Here is an 18,170-nt window from a genome sequence, read left to right as displayed (position 1 = left end):
GGGACGAAAGTCGGAGGCCGATTGCATAATTGCAGTCGACTTCCAGCCTGGCGGTGCCGTTCAGGCACCCTCGCGGTTGCGGAAAACATACCAGATCAACTGCGCCGGTTCCGTTCCCCGGTTCTCCCAGTGATGCGGAACCCCGCCCTGAAAATGCAGAGCGTCACCAGGCTTGAGGACGTAATCTTCCTCGTCCATCCGGAACACGACCTCTCCGGACAGCACAAAGATCAGCTCTTCTCCGGTGTGGTTCAGAATTTGGTCCCCGCTCGACGCGCCGGGAGCCATGGTCGCGACCGCCGCGGCGGTCACGAACTGGCGGTAGGATCCTGTGATGCTGCCGAGGGTAAGTCCTTCATGGGGGGTGTAGACCGGCTGGCGATGCCCGGCGGGGGTAAACAGGAAGGGGGCCGAAGCGTTCTCGTCTTCTTCCACGAAATAGCCGACGGTGACGCCGAGCGCCGTGGCGAGCTTCAGCAGCGTCGTGATCGTCGGGACCATGCCGCTACGTTCGATCTTATGAATCGCGCCCGGCGACACGTCGCTGATGTCGGCGAGATTCTGGAGCGACAGTCTTTTCTTGCGCCGTAGCGCCTCGATCTTCTTGCCAACCTTGCTGACGATGACGTCGACATCATCGTTGCCTGTCGGAGCCGGAGCCTTTTTCGGGGCAGCAGCTCGCGGCTTCGGGTTGCCTTCCTTCTTTGCGCGTGTCGCCAATATTCTCTCCAGGGCAAACCATCAGTCGGTGAAATTGCAGACCTGCGTCATGCGACGCGGTGAGGCAAGAGGCGGTGCCGCTAAACGTCATGCGCGATAATCGCCCCGCATCCGAACGGGCAGCAGGCGCCGCCCATGCCTCTTCTTCAAACTTCGACATCTCCCGTCTCGATACGTCGACGCCATCGATCGATCGCCGCGTCCAGCTCGCCGCGATCCTTCGTTTCCAGCCAATCCTCGAGTCCCGGCGTCGCGTCGATGAGCGCGCCGGATTTGGTATTCAGACGAATGATCGTGAGTGAGTAAACAAGAGTATTGGTCATGGTCGCATATTGCGCCATCGAAACTGTCGCCAGGCCGCTTGCGAGATGCATTGCCGCCGTGCTGAACGGCGCAGCCGCCTTGGCGCCCTGGTTTCCGGTCTCCTGAAGCACCACCCATGTCTCGCCGGCTGCGCGGGCGCTCGCGATACGCTCTTCGATCCGACGCGCATCCGTGGCCGCTTGGATATCCCGGGCGCGGCGCGCAAAGGCCGCGCCACGTACAAGTCGAAGCCGCCGATCGGCACCGGTCTCCGAGGCGCTCGGCCACGCGTCGACCAGCTGATCGAACGTGCCCAGATCCTGCAAGCGGTCAGCCTCCGCGCGCAGGGCCCTCAGATCATTTTCGTAGCGCTGCACATCGGGCATCGCGGTGGCGTGCAATTCCTGTTCGCATTCCGCCCATTCGTCCTGGACAGGCCTGGTTATGGTCGACGACGTGCCGTGCATGGATCAGAATTCCTGGAGGGCCGGCCGCTCCATACGACCGCAACCACGTTTGACATGGGGTCGCAATATCGCATAGGAAAAATGAAATCACTATAAGATACGCACCCGGGGCTTCGGGGCGCGCAGCGCCGGCAAAGAGGCGCCAATGCGGCGAGAGGCCCGGTGGCAGGAAAGGCGAGGCGCTTCGTTGCCGTGAACACCAGCCCTATCTCTGTCCGACACCCGAGAAGGCGCCAGTCTTGAGACTTCTCCTCACCGTACACCGCGGGGCCTACAAGGACAGTGTCCGACAGATGGCCGCAACGCGGGCGATGCTGGAGGCGAGCGGCGTAGAGTGGGCTGGGGCATTCATGGCCACCCCAGCCAACCTTCAACAATTGCACGCCGAGGGTTTCGCTGAAAACGAACTCGATGCGCAAGCCAACGACCTCGTCCTCGCCGTTCGCGCGGAGGATGGGGCTTCAGCGCAGCGCGCATTGGCGCGCGCCGAGGCCAGCCTGTTCGCCTCCGAACCTCAATCAAAGGGCGACCGGGAAACGCCGCCAGCAGATCTGCGGACAGCGCTGCGTGAAGATCGCGCAGCCAATGTCGCGATGATATCGGTGCCCGGACCCTATGCCGCACTGGAAGCGCAAAAGGCGCTGTCCGAGGGACTCCATGTGATGCTGTTCAGCGACGGCGTCGAACTGGCCGATGAGCTTGCGCTCAAGCAGCGTGGGCGGATGCTCGGACTGTTCGTCATGGGGCCAGGTGCCGGGACATCCTGGATCGGCGGCATCGGGTTCGGTTTTGCCAATCGCGTTCGACCCGGCCCGGTTGGCATCATCGCCGCCTCGGGCACCGGTGCCCAGGCGGTCATGTGCCTCCTCGATCACATGGGGATCGGGACATCGCACGCGATCGGAGTCGGTGCACATGACCTCACCGCCGACATAGGTGGCCTTTCCGCGCATATGGCGCTGGAGGCCTTCGAAAGGGACGAGACAACGAGCGCCATCATTCTCATATCCAAGCAGGCGGACGCGGCAGCGGCGGCCGGGCTGCTCGATCGCGCAAGCAAACCGATCGTCGCGGTCCTGCTCGGAACGACCGACGAAAGCCTGATGGCCCGAAAGGGTGTCTATTCCACCCTCGAGCAGGGCACATATGCGATCGCGGGAATGCTCGGATTTCCGCCGCCGCCGCTCGACGCATATCTGACGGAGCAGGTCGCGGCGGCAGCAACCCGTCTATCGCCGGAGCGGACGCGGGTGGTCGGCCTGTTCAGCGGCGGAACCCTTTGCGAAGAGGCAGCGGCGATCGCGGTCCGTCATCTCGCACCGATCGAGCGGATCGCGTCCTCGCCGTTCGATCCGATCAAACGCCCCGCGCATCTACTGCTCGATATGGGGGATGAGGATCATACGCGCGGCAAGCCTCACCCGATGATCGACGCCGCTGCGCGAGTGGTGCTCTTGCTGGAGCAGGCAGCGGATCCCACGGTGGCGGTCGTCCTGCTCGACCTCGTGATCGGCGAAGGCTCGCACCCTGATCCCGCGAGTGTGCTGGCGCCTGCGGTCGCCGACGTCGTCGCCTCCGGCGCCGTTGTGCTCGTGTGTGTCATTGGCACGCCAACGGACCCACAGGATCTTGAGAAGCAGCGCCGTCAGCTCGAACGGGCAGGGGCCATCCTTGCTCCAACCACCGCGCGGGCGGCGTACGCCGCAGTCGCGATCGCGCTTCGCCAGCCTTCGATCGCGGTCGAGACCGAAACTCAAACCTCCTGATTCCGATATGCGAATGGACCAACACATAATGTCGTCTCTGCCTGCCTCCCTCGCCGCGCGCGGCCCCCGCGTTGCGCTCACCACCTATTCCACCAAGCCGCGCGGCGGCGTCGTGCACACGTTGGAGCTGGCCGAGGCGCTGCAGGCTCAGGGGATCGATGTGACGGTGGTGGCGATGGGGGAGCAGGGTTCGCTGTTTCGCGAAGTCGGCGTTCCCGTCGAATATATTCGTCCGCCAGAGGTCAAGGATACGCTGGAGGCTCGCGTCTTCAGTTGGATCGATACGCTGACCAAGGGGCTGGAGCCGCTGCGCGAGCGTTTCGACATCGTGCACAGCCAGGACTGCATCTCGGCGCGCGCGGCCGCCCGGATCCGTGACGCTGGCGCCCCCTTCCGGCTGGTGCGCACGGTGCACCATGTCGACGACTTCACCACCGAAGCTCTTATCGATTGCCAGCGTCAGGCGATCCTCGAGCCGGACGATGTCCTGGTGGTAAGCAAGGTCTGGCAAGAGCGCCTGCACGCAGATTATGGCGTGGAGGCCGACATCGTCACGAACGGGGTCTGGCCCGAGAACTTCCGGTGCAGCCTTGATGACACCCGCCGCAAGGAGCTGCGCCGCAGGGTCGGCGCGGAGGATCGTTTCCTTTATCTCACGATCGGCGGCATCGAGCCGCGCAAGGGCAGCCGTTTCCTTGCCGAGGCGCTCTCACGGCTCAAGTCCCGGCGTGCCATCTCGCCGGTGCTCGCCATCATCGGTGGCCATAGTTTCCAGGACTATTCGGCCTATAGCGAAGAGGTGCTGGCCTCCTTGCCTGGGCTCGGCCTTGAGCTGGGACGCGATGTCGTCCTGCTGCGGACGGTTGCCCAGGCCGAGCTGGTCGAGTGGCTGGCGGTCGCCGACGGCTTCGTGTTCCCTTCGATCAATGAGGGGTGGGGACTGGTCATCATGGAGGCGGCGAGTGCCGGCCTCCCCGTGGTCGCGTCCGACATCGACGTCTTTCGTGAGTTTCTGGACGATGGCCAGAACGCGATCCTCACCCGAGCCGGCGACAGCGGGTCGCTCGCCCTCGGCATGGCACGGCTGATGGACGAACCCAACACGCGCCGGCGGCTCGCGGCCGAAGGCACGGCGCTCGTCGCCAACTATGGATGGGATCGGACCGCCCGCCAGCACATCGCGCAATATGACCGCATATGGAGCGCAATGAACGCCGCCGAACGGGTCGGGCTCTCCGCCTAAGGACCACCCGTCCGCAGGCCGGAGCGACGACGCTCTCAGGAATCGTCGCTGCCGTCGCTTTTCCAGGCTGCGGCGGCCAGCCCGAGCCCAGCCAGGAGCGCGGCACCAGAACAATGGCCTATGCCGCGCACGATATGTGCTGCTTGCTCGAATTCTCCGCGGCGCTGCGGGGCCGAGGGGCAGAGGGCATCTCCGCTATCAGAAAAGAGCATATGCACCGGTGCGATGCTCTGTCCGCGCGCGGCCCATCGCAGGAAATTGCGGCTGAGATCCGTCGTCCGGGCCCTTGTCGCGATCGCTGTGAGCCGTGCCGGGCGCCATCCTGTCCAATGGTAGAACAGCAAGAGGCCCGCAAGCGCGTCGTCGCCCGACGGCGTGAGCCCGGTACCGCGTCCCTCAAGAACCGCGGCGGCGCCTTCTAAATCTCCATTTTCAGTCGCGGCCTGTACATCATGCCAGGTTGCGCCAAGATCATTGGGACGCTGCTCTGCAGCAGCCCAGAATGTCATCCACGGGGCTGCGATGCCGAGTTCGCGTGCCGGAGGCGTACGCGGCACATAGACGCTTGCCGACGCGATATCGATCGTCCCTTCCGAAAAGGTGAGGCGCCGGGGATCCAGATAGACGGCCGCGCCGTCAACAACCGGCGGTGGATTGCTATCGAGGACGAGATGGATCGGGCCTGGCCAGATCCTCGGCCCGACGACCGCGAAGATGCTATCGTCGATCCGCACGTAAAAACCGCCGGCGAAGTTTCCCACGACTTTGCCCGGCAATGGTCCGCTGCGGGCAGCCTCGCTGCACAATTCCGCGATCGCCTCGCCCTGATAGACCGCGCGCGCCGATCTTGTCACTTAGGCGATCCTTTCGTCGAGCTCGAGTGCCGCCTGCACGAAACAGGCGAGCGGCGCGCGGGCGATCCCAGCGCCGATCTGCCCCAAACCGTCTGTCGCATGCACGATACCGGTGCTGATCCCGGGTGTGACCGAGAGCTCGGCGATCCGGCGGACGTCGAGACCCAAGGGAGCACCCTTGTTCGACAGATAGGGCATCCGAAATCGGTCGCTTTCACCTACGCTGATGGTCTCCATGGCTTGGGTGAGGGCGAGCGCGTCGTTTGCACCGCCAAGGAAGGTGGCTGCCGCCGGCGTGTTCCCCGCGACCGCGGCGCCAAGTCCGATGAGTTCGAGAACCGCGCTGTCTCCGATGTCGGGAGCAGCGCATTCGGGACCGAATCCGGGTCTGAACAATGCGCTTCTGACCGGCGGGGCGTCAGTCACGATCCAGGGACGATTGCCCAGCCGAATCCCGAAGGAAGAGCCGTTGCGCGCCATGGTCGTCACGATACTGGTGCCGTCGACCCTTGCCGCCGCGTCCGCCAGCGCCTTTGCCGCCGCCATTGCCATGTTCAGCGTCGTGAGCGGGTTGCCGGCTAGGAAATCAGCGGCGACGGCGGTCAACGGATGGCTCGATCGAACAAGTGCGGGCAGCAAGTCCCGCAGCACGAGGTTGGTCGTCGCCTGGATGCGCATATGGACGTCGTCGGCCATCGCGACCCCCTGTGCGGCGAGGTCGAGGATATCGATCCCGCCACGGCGCTTCAGCGCTTCCGCCAGCACAGGCCCGATCACGTCGCGCACCAGCTTCAGTCGGTCGATGCCTGCTTCGTTGTTGACGCCGAACCAGGGGGCTTCGCCCGCGCCCTGGTTGACGCTGGAGAAAGCGGTGGTGCCGCCGTGCGCGTTTTCCACGACGTAGACCGGCGCAGAGGGGCCGATCACGGTGGCCATCGGGACCACGGTCTGGTGATCGTTGGCGGGCTTGAACATGACTTCACCGGCTTGGGCGAGTTCTGCGGCCGTCGCGACATTGTTGGCCCAGCCTTCGGCGACGATCGCAGCGGTCGCCGACCGGCGCAGCGGATCGATCATGTCGTCCCAGGTGATCGCGGGACCGCAATGCAGGAGAGTCCGCTCACCGAGTCCTTCGATGACCGCGCCCGCGCGCTCGACGGTCCTTATGATCGGGCTGGCGTTCAGATGACCGAGTACCCGGGCGTTCGCCGCGTCGATCCGGGTCGCCTTGGGACCGAGCAGCCGCCCGAGCGCGGAAACCAATCCGCCGTCGCCACCGGCAGGAATGCGCCAGTCGACATCCACGACCGGGGCGCCTTGATCGCGCAGCGCGTCCGCGAAGATCGGCAGCCCGACATTGATAACGCGAACCTCGCCGGGCAGGCGGGGCACTGGGTCTTGGTCGGGTCGTTTCATCGTTCGGGCGTCTTATGCACTGGGGGAGGAAACCGATATGAAAACGCGAAATCTTCCGCGGAGGATAACGCACCCGTGACAAAGAAAAAGCAGCAAGCCTGTCCAGGCTTGCTGCTTCGGGAGTGGCGTGGATTGAGCTCAGACCGTCCAGGTCGAGAAGATCAGGGCGCGGTCCCGCCAAGCCTGGATGTTGATATCGAGCACGTCGAGTGGATTGATCGGAATGACGCCCGGGATCAGGTCGTCTTCGCGCATGCCGTACAGGGCGCCCATGGCGAAGCGGCAGGCATAGACCTTCGCGCCTTCGTCCATCAGCGTCTTGAGCTGACGATTATACTGGAGATTGCCGGGGAAGGCCTCGGTGCCGACCGCTGGATAGCCCCGCGTCGCCGCTGCCATCAGGACGCCCGGACCGTAGAGCACGAATGACAGCTCGAAACCCTTGCGGCGCAGGCGCGTGGCCGTCAGCATGTTCACGAAGCCCACCGACCCCTCGAACGGGACGGTGTGCATGAGGATCAAGGCCTTGTCGCCTTCGTTGGCCTTGAGATCCGGAAAAACCTTTTCCTCCACATTGAAGAGGATATCGCCTTCCTTGGGAGCGGGAATTGTCACTGTCTTCGGCATAGTTCTCTCCTTACGAAAATCATCCGGGCGTCGCCCGAAAGTGGCAGTTCAGTGGCTTATTTCCTGGGCGATCGGTCCTGCCCGTCGATCCGCACGAACGGATGGGGAGGCCGGGGACGGGGGCTCTGCTTGGGCCAGGGCCGGCGATGGCTCCCCGGCATCGCGTGGATAAGATACTGGCGCAGCCCGTTCGGCAGCATCTTGTACGTCGGCACGAAAATATAGCGCCAGAACCGGTCCTTCAGCGTGCGCGGCTTGCCGTAGACGGTGACGCCGTTCTTCCGGCCGATACGCTGCTGCGCATCTGCCAGGAGATATTGCTGCGAATTGGTGCGCAGCCACTCCGTGAATGACATGCTTACCTCCGGAAATTCTGCTGGACGGCCAGAGCTGCCATCTGGATCGGCTCGTTGAGCGCGCCGATGGCGGGCGAATACACATTCTCCATCGTGGCGAGATCGTCGACCGAGATGCCGGCTCGGATAGCGACCGCAAGGAAGTCGGCTCGCTCCTTCACGCCTTCCCCGCCGACCATCTGCGCGCCGATCAGGCAGCGCGTCGCCGGATCCGCCAGCAACTTCACCGTGATGGGCTTCACGCCCGGATAGTAGCGCGCGCGGGTGATGCCCTTTGCCACGCCACTGACATAGTCCATCCCGACGGCGCTGGCGGTGGTCTCGCCGAACGACACGCCGCCGATCATCCATTCGCCGGCGAGCATTGCCCAGGGCACATAGACCGATTGATACTCGCGGGTGCCGCCCGCGGCGTTGATGCCGGCGGTCTTCCCTTGCGCATAAGCGTGGCTCCCGGACAGGCCTTGCAGCGACACGTTCGAAACGCCGTGCGGGATTTCCGTGCAATCGCCCGCCGCGAAAACATCCGGTGCCGAAGTCCGCATCCGCGCATCGACTACGATGCCGCCGGTGCCGCCAAGTTCGATCCCGGCGGCGCGCGCGAGATCGCTATTGGGCACCTTGCGTGTGCCGATGACAGCGAGCTGCGCTTCGATTCGACCGGCAGTAGTCTCTACATAGGAAAGGGTGCCATCACCACCGAACGCGGTGACCTGCTCACCCCAGAGCGTGGTCACGCCTGCTTCCGCCCAGCCTGCGCGGACGGGATCGATGATGTCGGGATCAACCACTTCGGCCATCGGCCAGGGGCCCGGATCGACAACCGTGACCTTGATGCCGCGGTGGACCAGAGCGGTCACCATTTCGACCGCGATCAGGCCGCACTCTACGACAACGGCCGACTTGACCGTGTCGAGGAACGAGTCCCATTCCTTGGCACGCTGGATGTTCTTGACCCGGTAGATGCCTTTGAGATCGCCGCCGGGGAGGTTGGGATCCCGGTAATTCCAGCCGGTGGCGAGAACCAGCTTGTCGTATCGAACTTCGCCTTCTCCCGCGACCTTGATCACATGACGCTTGGTGTCGATGCTATCGACCGTCGTCTCGTAGTGAACGTCGATACCCTGTTCCTGATACTGCTGCTTGGTTGCGAGGAACAGCCGATCGAAGGACTCGATTTCCTTGCCATGGACGAAGGGAATACCGCAGGGACTATAGGCAACGTCTTCGAACTGGGTGTAGACAACCATCTCGGCAGAAGGATCGACACCTAACGCTGCACCCGCAGCGCCTAAACCAGCAGCACCACCACCAATTACCACAATTTTCATAATGCGATCCTCGCCTCGGATTTGTCACCGTATCGTATAGGGAATGCTTTTTTCCTAAAGTAGATACGAGGCCAAACCCCGTCAAGGGGAATGCAGCGGGATCGAGTTGTCGTTGGCGAGCGCCGCCACACAGGTTAGGAGCGCATCGACCATGAGCTCCGCGACGCACACCACCTCTCGAATCATTCTCGCGACCCAGCGCGCGATATTTCGGGCCTTCTTCGATCCTGAGGTTCTGGTGAACTGGCGGCCACCCACGGGGATGTCGGCCGAGCTTCATGCATTCGATCCACGTCCAGGGGGTGGGTACCGGATGACGCTGGCTTATGAGGATCCGAGCAGCCGCCCCGGCAAAACGGCAGTCGGGCGCGACGTTGTTCACGCGCGTTTCCTGGAAATTTATCCCGAGGAGCGAATTGTCGAGGCGATCACGTTCGAGACCGATTATCCCGCATTTTCTGGGACGATGACTCTCACAACCACGATGCGGCCGGTGACGGGCGGAACCAAGGTGACCTTCCTTGCAGAGAATGTGCCGGAGGGCATCGCTCAGGAAGATCACCTCAAGGGCATGGAGTCGACGCTCAAGAACCTTGCGAACCTGCTCGAATGAAAGGCCAGAGAAATGGCCTGCAGCTCGCGGATCTGCCGGAGATCGACCTGCTGAGAGAGGCGGACGAACGGGCGCGGACCTATGCTGCAACCATCGGCAGCCGCCGTGCTTGGCCGGATCCAGAAGCGCTGGAAGCGCTTGTCGCTTTTCAGGAAGATCTCCGAAACACTGGAGAACCGATGTCGAGACACTGCGGCTGCTGGACGAAATCGGTTCTCCCGCAACTGCGGCGACCACAGGGCCGAACTATTTTAGCTATGTGATTGGCGGTGTTCTTCCTGCCGCCGCGGCGGCTGTGCGCTTGGTGTTCGCCTGGGAGAAGTGCGCGTCTACCCTCGACACGTCGCCGGTTGCCGACGCAATCGAAATCCAGGCGGCGCGCTGGATATTAGAGGCACTGGACCTTCCCCGGTCCGCCGGGGTGGGCTTCGGCACCAGCGCCACGGCCTGCACTATTGCCTGTCTCGCGGCGGCGCGTCGGGCGCTACTCGCGCGCGCAGGCTGGAATTGGGACCGCCACGGCGCATAAGGCGCGCCGGTGGTGAGGGGCATGCTGCCGAAGACCGCCCATGTGGCCGTCATCAAGGCCCTTCGCATTCTGATTTTCGGTCTCGACAATCTCGTGCGGTTGGGCGCGCGCTTCGTCCTCGCGGGAGCTGTGCGATGGCGTCGAGTGGGCGGAAAGCTTGACGGCGGATGGTCACAAGTGGCTGAACACGCCCTATGATGGCGCCTTCTCCATCTGCCGGGACGCGAGCGACATGGCGAGTGCGATGTCCTCCGAGGCAGTCTATGCGAGAAGCCCCAGTCAAACAGGAGTATCTATGAACAACACCGAACTCGCCGAGCAAATTGCTTCCGGACGAGACCTGTCCAAAGCCGACGCGCGCAAGATCGTCGACGAGGTATTCTCCGCGATCGTAACTGCAGCGGCCGCTGGCCAGGAGATTTCGTTGAACGGCTTCGGCAAGTTCAAGCTGAAGGAATCGTCGGCACGCGAGGGCCGCAATCCTTCGACGGGCGAGTCGATCCAGATCGCCGCGTCGAAGAAGCTGACATTCGCGCCGGCCAAGGCCGTCAAGGATCGCCTGAACCCCTGATCGATCGGAACGGGGCGCCGCGCACCGGCGCCCCGCAACATATCGATGGTGCGCTGGGTTTCTCGATCAGCTCGTGGCACTCCTCGCCGACCCGCCCGGCGACGCGGAGAGGAAGGCTCCATTCGCCTCCTCGGCGATGGCCCGGCCACCGGGGACGAGATCGCTACGACGCCTTCGTTCGCAATATCGTTTTGGCTGCCAAGGCCGCAAAGCCTGTCACCAATCCCCAAAAGGCTGCGCCAAGGCCGAAAAGCGCCAAGCCCGACCCCGTGGCGAGGAATGTCACAATGGCCGCGTCGCGATCCTCCCTTGCCGCAAGCGCCGTCTCGAGCGCGCCGACCAAGGCCGGGATCAAGGCGATCCCCGTCAAAGCTGCAATCACGTTGTGCGGCAACGCCAGGAAGAACCGCACAAGCAACGGGGCGAACAGCGCTAGAAGCAGGTAAAAGCCGGCATACATAATGCCGACGATCCACCGCCGAGTCCGATCAGGATGGGCTTCCTCGCTAGTGCAGATCGCCGCTGTGAGCGCCGCGAGATTGACCGAGTGTGCGCCGAACGGCGCCGCCGCAAGGGATGCAAGGCCGGTTCCCGCCAACAATAGGCCAGGCTTTGGGCGGAAATCAGCCGTTCGCAGCACTACCAGCCCCGGCAGATTTTGCGAGACGAGGGTGACTAGGAACAATGGAACACCGAGGCTGATGATCGCGCGCGCATCGAATTGGGGTGCGACAGGGAAAAGCACACCAAATGCTGCTCCCGTAGGTAGGTGCGCGATGTCACCCCGCAAAGCGGTCAAGAGGGCGCCCGCGGCGAGGACGAGCAGCAATGCGTAGAGCGGAACCCGCTGGCGCGCTGCAAGGTAGACGGCGACAATGATCGTGACCAGAAGCGGATCGCTTCCTCCAATCTTGAACAGCCCGAGGCAGAATGGGAGCAAGACACCGCCCAGCATGGCCGATGCAACCGATGCAGGAATGCGTTCCGCCAGCCTGCCAAGGGCTGGTACGGCACCGAGACAGACCATCAGCAAGCCGCTGACCAGGAATGCACCGATCGCGACCGGCCAAGTCTGCCCAGGCGTCGTCGCAGCCAAAAGCGCCGCCCCCGGTGTCGACCAAGCCAGTACGATCGGCATCCGCAATTTCGTGGAAAGCGCCGCGCCGGCAATCGCGATCCCAAGACAGAGCGCCGTGACGGCCGAACCGGTCTGTTCAACGGATGCCCCCAACGTCCGCATCGCTTGCACGACCAACGCCACGGTACCACCGAAGCCAATTAGTGCGGCGATGAGAGCGGAAGACCATGCGTGCAATGGGGGCAGCGAACGAAGCATCCGGCCCCCCTAACCCTGCCCGTGCCGGTTCGTCACCTGCGTTGACAAGAACCGTGATGCTGCGCGAGCGGACGGTCCGACGGCCATGAAAGCGCACCCAAGCGTCATGTGAGGCTCCTTCAACGAAGGGCTGCAGTGACGATGATCTCAACCTTCCAGTCAGCTCGGGCGAGTTGCGCCTGCGCAGTCGCGCGCGCCGGGGCAGGGGAGTCGCCGATCCAGTCCTCCCATATCCGGTTCATCACGTCATAATCGGTGATATTGGCGAGCCATATCGTTGCTTGAAGCAGCCGCGAGCGATCCGTGCCCGCTTGCGCAAGCAGATCGTCAATCGTCGCAAGGATAGCCCGTACCTGGGCCGCAATATCCTCTCCCGGAGCGCCTATCTGGCCGGCCAGATAGACGGTGCCATTGTGGATGACGGCCTGGCTCATGCGTCGACCGGGCTTCAGGCGCTGGATGTCCATTGAATCTTCTCGTTTTGAATGAGATGTCGACTATGCGGTGGCGTCGAGGAAGCGCGCGAGCAGCGCGTTGAACGCGGCCGGATCCTCAAGATAGGGGAGGTGGCCGCAGTGCGGCAGCCGCGCAATCGAGGAATTGTCGAGAAGCTGGTGCAACTCCTCCACGCAATAGGGCGGTACGAAGCCGTCCTGCTCGCCGCGCACGAGCAGCACCGGGCATCGGATGTCGGCCAGCTCGGGGCGCTGGTCGAAGTCGATCAGTTCCTGGAACCGTGCGCGGATATGTTTCGGGTCGATGCTGTCGAGCGATTTCAGGAATCCTCGCACGATCGCCCGGTGCTCGTTCACGCCCATGGCGGCGAGGAGAGTTTCGGCCCAGGCGCGCTCTCCACTAGGCTGGACGAGCAGATCGTAGAGCGCAAGCCGGGCCTGCCTGTCGGCGGGCGTGAGATGAACGAAGGCGTTGACGACCGCGATACGCTCGACGCGATCGGGAAATCGCGCCGCGAACATCATCCCGGCCCTGGCCCCCTTGGACAGGCCGCATATCGCGATCCGCTCGGCGTTGAGATGATCGCAAAGCGCCTCGATCGCTTCCCAATAGCGGATGAACGAGACGTCGCGGCCGCCCGAACGACCGTGGCCAGGAAGATCCAGCGCGACGACACGATGCGAAGGGGCAAACGCCTTTCGCTGCAGCACCCAGTTCTCGCCATTGCCGCCCAGGCCGTGGAGAAAGAGCAGGATCGGGCCCGTGCCTTCGATCGTGTAGGACAGCGTATATCCCTGGTGTGAGAAGCTTTCGATCATGGTCACAGCGGTCCCATTGTGCGCGATCGTTGCACGAAGCTATGCGGGCAGCAACGACAAGTCGCGCGCACCATGCCAGGGGGGCGGCATGGTGCGCGCGAACCCTCGGGATCAGGCTTCCGTCTGAGCGGCGAGGGCGGTGCCGGCGCCATCGGCACCCACCAGCTTGAGCGCCTTGGACACCTGCTCCGGTGTCAGGTCCTGGGCGGTCACGGCGGGGGATGTCGCCGGGTTCGTCATCAGCAGGCGCAGCAGTTCGGGGCGGGAGAAGTGGCCGACCGAGTCCATCAGACGCTTGCGGCCGAGGTTCAGGTCCATGTTGAGGTCGGCGATCAGGATACCCTCGCCGGAGGTCAGCGGCGGCACGACATGTCGGCCTTCCGGATCGATGATCGCGGTGATGCTGCCGCCACGGATCATGCCCGCCGCGCCGTGCTCGCCCGAAATCTCCGCAATCTGCTCCTCGGTGAGCCACCCTGTCGCGTTGACGACGAAGCAGCCACTCTCGAGAGCATGGTTCCGGATCTGCACCTCGGTCTGGTCCGCAAAGGTCGGGCCGAACAGCGCACCGGGGAACATCGAGACGTGGATGTCCTCATGCTGCGCCATCAGCGCGTAGCGAGCGAGGGGATTGTAATGCTCCCAGCAGATAAGACCGCCCACGCGGCCGACCGCAGTGTCGATCACCTTCAACGTCGAGCCGTCGCCCACGCCCCAGATCATGCGCTCGTGATAAGCCGGTGAGAGCTTGCGATGCTTGAGGCGAAGCGTGCCGTCGGCGTCGAAAATCAGCAGGCTGTTGTAAAGCGTGCCGTGATCGCGCTCGTTGATGCCGATCGAGATGACAATGTGGTGCTGCCGCGCGGCAGCGGACAGTGCCTCCGTGACCGGGCCAGGCGCAACGACGCCATTCTTGTAAAGGCGGAGGTGCTCGTCACCGATTAGCGCCGGACCGTGCACGATCGAGAAATAGGGATACCAAGGGAGGAACGTCTCGGGGAAGACGACGAGCTCCGCCCCCTTCGAGGCCGCTTCCGAGACCGCGGCGAGTACGCGATCGACGGTGTTCGCCAGTGTATCCAGCGCCGGAGCGATCTGAACGGCCGCAGCGCGGACGGTACGGGAATCTGTCATTGGTGGCCTTTCCTTACGAACGGAGCATGCGAGATCGACCGATCGCGCAAACCTTCGGGCAATCGGACCAGCGAGTGTCGGCGCGAGGAGATTGCTCCGATTTTCCCACTCGGGGCAGCTTCAGCCGCACGATCCACACCGATGACCTCGGGTTCGTGTTGGATTTTGGTGAATTCCAATAGAATAGGGAATATAGACTTTGCTGAAATGATTTTTCCGGAATCGTGAATAATGGACACATTGCGCGCCATGCAGGTCATCGTCGCCATCGCCGAGCAAGGAGGCTTTGCAACGGCTGGACGCCAACTCGGCCTCTCGGCACCGGCGATCACTCGTATCGTCACCGACCTGGAGACCCAGCTCAACGTCAAGCTCGTCGCCCGCACCACTCGTAGCGTCCGGCTTACCGAGGCCGGCCAGCGCTACGTCGACGACGCGCGCCGCATCCTCGCCGCGGTGGATGACGCTGGCGATGCGGCCCGCGGCATCCACGGGGAATTGCGCGGACGCGTCAACGTCACCGCGTCCGTCCTCTTCGGCCGGCTGTTCGTATCGGACCTTCTCGTCGCATTCCTCCGCCTCCATCCCGGCATGGAGATCGCGACGCTCTATGTGGATCGCGTGGTCCAGCTTTCCGACGAAAACCAGGACATCGCGGTCCGTGTCGGAGCGCTCGCCGACTCCAGCCTTCGTGCGGTCCGCGTTGGTGCTGTTCGGCGGATCGTCTGTGGGGCACCTTCCTATCTCGAGGCCCACGGTATTCCGCAGCGGCCAGAAGATCTGGACGCGCACGAGACCATCGGCATCACAGCGCTAGGCGCCGGGTTGAACTGGCAGTTCGGAAGAGGTGGGGAAGCATTCACCAAGCGGGTCCGTCCAAGGTTCTTCGTGAACGCTCACGAGAGCGGGATAACTGCGGCTGAGGCTGGTTTCGGGTTGACCCAGGCCTGCTCAGATCAAATCGCCCACCAACTGCGCGCGGGTTCGCTCAAGGCGATCCTCACCGACTGGGAAGCTCCACCCTTGCCAGTCCATATCCTCCACCGCGAAGGAGATCGCATCTCCGCGCGCGTGCGCGGTTTGGTCGATCATCTGATCGTCGGGCTGCGTGCGAAGCTCGAGATACTGGCTCGCTATGAGCTTGAACCGGCAACCGTGACCTAATGCGACTCGATAGAAGTCATCATCATGAGGCTGGCAGGGCAACGATACGCGAGGCAGCGGGCAGCGTTGTCGACGTCTCGAAGATCCGCCATTTCGGCTTCAGCCACTTCGAGTCCGATGAATGCGGCGCGCTTAACGATTGGCTTGAAGCGACGCCGGATGCGGTGGCCTTCACCTGCCCCCTGTGCTGCGACGAGCTCGCCATCCGAACGCCTGCCGTTCTTGCCAAGGAGGCAATGCTGGAAACCGAATCCAAGCGCTTCCGGCTGATACCCTCATCCCATTTTAGACTCGCGCACGATGTCGTCAAAGGAGGCCTTTCGATCTCGAGGCTGTTCGACATGGCGCCGTTCGTCCATAGCTGGCTTCAGGCAGCGCTTCGCCTGAGCGGTCAGGAGATCCTCAACATCAGCCCAATCCGCATCGTGAAGGCATGCGCAACGCCGCTGATCGCAGCCTGGGGCGGCGCAGAGACTACAGCCTTCGGCAATCAGTCCAACAACTTCCTCGAGGCATGGGCCGCGATGGGAAACAAAGGTGCCCCGCTGGAGATCCCGGGCAAGAATCACTTCGATGTTCTGGACGGCTTCGAGACGGTCGATGGGACATTGACGCAAGCGCTGCTCTCTCTAGCGTCGATGTAAGGGGACGGGCAGAACCGGCCGCCTCAGGCAACCCGGAATCACTCATCCATGGAGTATGTGTTGGATCAATTGAATGGCGTCGCAGGCACGGCTGATGGCGACGAAATCAACCTGTTGCAAGCTGCTGACGAACGCGCGCGTTCCTATACAGCTACGATCGGCAACCGCCGCGCCTGGCCGGCACCCGAGGCCCTCGAAGCGCTCTCCGCGTTCCAGGAGGATTTCCCCGAACACGGGATGACGGCTACGGACACACTGCGGCTTCTCGACGATATCGGCTCTCCCGCGACATCCGCGAGCACGGGTCCCAACTATTTCGGCTATGTAATCGGTGGCGTTCTCCCGGCCGCCGCTGCCGCCGAGCGGCTAGTGCTCGCTTGGGACCAGCGCGCATCGACGTTCGACAGCTCGCCGGTCTCCGACGTGATCGAAACACAGGCGGCTCGCTGGATTTTGGAAGCCCTAGACCTTCCCCGGTCCGCCGGGGTGGGCTTCGGCACGAGTGCCACTGCCTGCACCATCGCCTGTCTCGCAGCAGCCCGCCGGGCGCTGCTCGCGCGTGCTGGCTGGAATTGGGACCGCCACGGCGCACAAGGCGCGCCGGTGGTGAGGGTCATGCTGCCGGAGACGGCGCATGTGGCCGTCATCAAGGCGCTTCGCATTCTGGGCTTCGGTCTCGACAATCTCGTGCGACTGCCGGTCGACGGATCGGGCCGTGCGATCGTCGAGCAAGTACCCGATGCGGACGATCTGACAATCCTATGCCTTCAGGCGGGCGAGGTGAACACCGGTAGCTTCGATGATTTCGCCAAGCTCATCCCCATGGCGCAGGCACGTGGGGCGTGGGTGCATGTCGATGGGGCGTTCGGCCTTTGGGCGCGCGCCTCGTCCTCGCGGGCGCTGTGCGATGGCGTGGAGTGGGCGGACAGTTGGACGGCGGACGGCCACAAATGGTTGAACACGCCCTATGACGGTGCCTTCGCTATTTGCCGGGAAGCGGACAACATGGCGACCGCGATGTCCTCCGAGGCGGTATACGCGCCGACCTCCGCCTCCGCGCAGCAGAACCTGACACTCGAGTTCTCGCGTCGCGCCCGCGGCATCCCGATCTGGGCGGCATTGCGGACGCTAGGCCGAGATGGCCTTCGTCAACTCGTGGACCGCAACATTTCGCAGGCGCAGCATGTCGCTGAACGTCTCCGAGCCGAAGGCTATGAGATTCTGAATGATGTGGTGCTGAACCAGGTGCTGGTGCGCGCGGACGACGACGAGCGCACCCAGCGCATTTGCCGGGCCGCTCAGGCTTCCGGTGTTGCTTGGTTCGGTATGACCCGATGGGAAGGACGCCCGGCGTTCAGGCTGAGTTTCTCAAGCTGGCGCACGAACCAGGAAAATCTCGACAAGCTCGTCGCGCTATTGGTTGGACTGTTGCGTGACGTGAAGAACTGAAGCGCGATACGGATGTCCGCGGCGGTTGGGCCGCCGCGGATCCGATCGAGGCAGATGCCGATCGGTTTCGAGTGGGTGGGTACGTGCGCGGTCTGCCAGGGATCGCCGGACAGAATTGGATGACCACTCGCAGTGTCGGGCTCTCAGAGGCAGGCGAGCACTATATCGATGATGCGCTTCGCGTCCTTGCGGCGGGTCGACGATGTCGGCGAACCCCAGCAGAGGTCGATGAGTGGATCGGCTCGACTGGAAGGGGCCGACACAACACCCGCCTCCATGAACCTTTTCATCGAGGCCGAAGGCACCTTCGGGTTTCGGCTAGCGTGCGAAAGGCCCGATCGAACCCGGATACGCGCTGTCAATAGTCGGACGG

At 63.5% G+C, this 18,170-nt stretch carries 20 protein-coding genes; 8 read left to right on the top strand and 12 right to left on the bottom strand.

The window, feature by feature from the left end; all coding sequences use genetic code 11:
* Nucleotides 1–60 precede the first annotated feature (60 nt).
* The gene (locus CAF53_RS22535) at nt 61–720 is read right to left on the bottom strand and encodes a cupin domain-containing protein (protein ID WP_100239666.1); all 660 of its coding nucleotides are present in this window, start codon (nt 718–720) and stop codon (nt 61–63) included.
* 146 nt (nt 721–866) lie between these two features.
* Entirely contained in the window at nt 867–1,490 is a 624-nt protein-coding gene (locus CAF53_RS22530; protein ID WP_100239665.1) for a hypothetical protein, read from the bottom strand.
* Between the two features lie 239 nt (nt 1,491–1,729).
* Here CAF53_RS22530 and CAF53_RS22525 point away from each other — a divergent pair, with 239 nt between their 5' ends.
* Together CAF53_RS22525 and CAF53_RS22520 are read left to right on the top strand one after the other, a co-directional pair.
* A complete protein-coding gene (locus CAF53_RS22525; protein ID WP_100239664.1) occupies nt 1,730–3,256 on the top strand; it encodes a protein FdrA in 1,527 nt (508 codons plus the stop codon).
* 28 nt (nt 3,257–3,284) lie between these two features.
* Nucleotides 3,285–4,499 (top strand): MSMEG_0565 family glycosyltransferase, encoded by a 1,215-nt coding sequence (locus tag CAF53_RS22520; protein WP_157801343.1) that lies wholly within the window; start codon nt 3,285–3,287, stop codon nt 4,497–4,499.
* A gap of 35 nt (nt 4,500–4,534) precedes the next feature.
* On the opposite strand, the gene CAF53_RS22515 is transcribed toward CAF53_RS22520, so the two are convergent.
* From CAF53_RS22515 to CAF53_RS22495, 5 genes are all read right to left on the bottom strand, one after another.
* On the bottom strand, nt 4,535–5,260 hold the full coding sequence (locus CAF53_RS22515) for a DUF2877 domain-containing protein (RefSeq protein WP_197707539.1): 726 nt from the start codon (nt 5,258–5,260) through the stop codon (nt 4,535–4,537).
* A 93-nt stretch (nt 5,261–5,353) separates the two neighbouring features.
* Nucleotides 5,354–6,769 carry a DUF1116 domain-containing protein gene (locus CAF53_RS22510; RefSeq protein WP_100239661.1) on the bottom strand — a complete coding sequence of 472 codons (1,416 nt, stop codon included), beginning with the start codon at nt 6,767–6,769 and terminating at the stop codon, nt 5,354–5,356.
* Nucleotides 6,770–6,907: 138 nt separating this feature from the next.
* Nucleotides 6,908–7,396: an MSMEG_0572/Sll0783 family nitrogen starvation response protein gene (locus CAF53_RS22505; protein ID WP_100239660.1), complete on the bottom strand. Its 489-nt coding sequence runs from the start codon at nt 7,394–7,396 to the stop codon at nt 6,908–6,910.
* 56 nt (nt 7,397–7,452) lie between these two features.
* Nucleotides 7,453–7,752 (bottom strand): hypothetical protein, encoded by a 300-nt coding sequence (locus tag CAF53_RS22500; RefSeq protein WP_100239659.1) that lies wholly within the window; start codon nt 7,750–7,752, stop codon nt 7,453–7,455.
* Between the two features lie 2 nt (nt 7,753–7,754).
* Complete coding sequence (locus tag CAF53_RS22495; protein ID WP_100239658.1) at nt 7,755–9,083, bottom strand: FAD-dependent oxidoreductase; 1,329 nt, start codon at nt 9,081–9,083, stop codon at nt 7,755–7,757.
* A 151-nt stretch (nt 9,084–9,234) separates the two neighbouring features.
* Here CAF53_RS22495 and CAF53_RS22490 point away from each other — a divergent pair, with 151 nt between their 5' ends.
* From CAF53_RS22490 to CAF53_RS28360, 3 genes are all read left to right on the top strand, one after another.
* Nucleotides 9,235–9,696 (top strand): SRPBCC domain-containing protein, encoded by a 462-nt coding sequence (locus CAF53_RS22490; RefSeq protein ID WP_100239657.1) that lies wholly within the window; start codon nt 9,235–9,237, stop codon nt 9,694–9,696.
* 550 nt (nt 9,697–10,246) lie between these two features.
* Nucleotides 10,247–10,423, top strand: a complete 177-nt coding sequence (locus CAF53_RS27645; RefSeq protein ID WP_197707538.1) for a hypothetical protein — start codon at nt 10,247–10,249, stop codon at nt 10,421–10,423.
* A gap of 46 nt (nt 10,424–10,469) precedes the next feature.
* Complete coding sequence (locus tag CAF53_RS28360) at nt 10,470–10,796, top strand: HU family DNA-binding protein (protein ID WP_275503972.1); 327 nt, start codon at nt 10,470–10,472, stop codon at nt 10,794–10,796.
* Between the two features lie 163 nt (nt 10,797–10,959).
* Here CAF53_RS28360 and CAF53_RS22475 read toward each other — a convergent pair whose 3' ends face one another.
* The 4 genes from CAF53_RS22475 to CAF53_RS22460 form a co-directional block, all read right to left on the bottom strand.
* Nucleotides 10,960–12,132: a benzoate/H(+) symporter BenE family transporter gene (locus CAF53_RS22475; protein WP_100239654.1), complete on the bottom strand. Its 1,173-nt coding sequence runs from the start codon at nt 12,130–12,132 to the stop codon at nt 10,960–10,962.
* Nucleotides 12,133–12,251: 119 nt separating this feature from the next.
* Nucleotides 12,252–12,599: a RidA family protein gene (locus tag CAF53_RS22470; protein WP_100239653.1), complete on the bottom strand. Its 348-nt coding sequence runs from the start codon at nt 12,597–12,599 to the stop codon at nt 12,252–12,254.
* A gap of 30 nt (nt 12,600–12,629) precedes the next feature.
* On the bottom strand, nt 12,630–13,406 hold the full coding sequence (locus tag CAF53_RS22465; protein WP_100239856.1) for an alpha/beta hydrolase: 777 nt from the start codon (nt 13,404–13,406) through the stop codon (nt 12,630–12,632).
* Between the two features lie 111 nt (nt 13,407–13,517).
* Nucleotides 13,518–14,540 carry a nitrilase-related carbon-nitrogen hydrolase gene (locus tag CAF53_RS22460; protein ID WP_100239652.1) on the bottom strand — a complete coding sequence of 341 codons (1,023 nt, stop codon included), beginning with the start codon at nt 14,538–14,540 and terminating at the stop codon, nt 13,518–13,520.
* A 231-nt stretch (nt 14,541–14,771) separates the two neighbouring features.
* On the opposite strand from CAF53_RS22460, the gene CAF53_RS22455 reads away from it, so the two are divergent.
* From CAF53_RS22455 to CAF53_RS22445, 3 genes are all read left to right on the top strand, one after another.
* The gene (locus CAF53_RS22455; protein ID WP_100239651.1) at nt 14,772–15,704 is read left to right on the top strand and encodes a LysR family transcriptional regulator; all 933 of its coding nucleotides are present in this window, start codon (nt 14,772–14,774) and stop codon (nt 15,702–15,704) included.
* Between the two features lie 236 nt (nt 15,705–15,940).
* Nucleotides 15,941–16,348, top strand: a complete 408-nt coding sequence (locus CAF53_RS27220; protein ID WP_157801341.1) for a hypothetical protein — start codon at nt 15,941–15,943, stop codon at nt 16,346–16,348.
* A 60-nt stretch (nt 16,349–16,408) separates the two neighbouring features.
* A complete protein-coding gene (locus tag CAF53_RS22445; RefSeq protein ID WP_197707536.1) occupies nt 16,409–17,797 on the top strand; it encodes a pyridoxal-dependent decarboxylase in 1,389 nt (462 codons plus the stop codon).
* Between the two features lie 143 nt (nt 17,798–17,940).
* On the opposite strand, the gene CAF53_RS29100 is transcribed toward CAF53_RS22445, so the two are convergent.
* Nucleotides 17,941–18,075: a hypothetical protein gene (locus tag CAF53_RS29100; protein WP_277949214.1), complete on the bottom strand. Its 135-nt coding sequence runs from the start codon at nt 18,073–18,075 to the stop codon at nt 17,941–17,943.
* Between the last annotated feature and the right edge of the window lie 95 nt (nt 18,076–18,170).

Origin of the sequence: Sphingobium sp. LB126 (assembly GCF_002795205.1) — a bacterium.
In the GTDB taxonomy this organism is placed as follows: Bacteria; Pseudomonadota; Alphaproteobacteria; order Sphingomonadales; family Sphingomonadaceae; genus Sphingobium; species Sphingobium chungbukense.
Note: the sequence above shows the minus strand (reverse complement) of the source record. Positions and strands in the feature narration are given on the sequence as shown.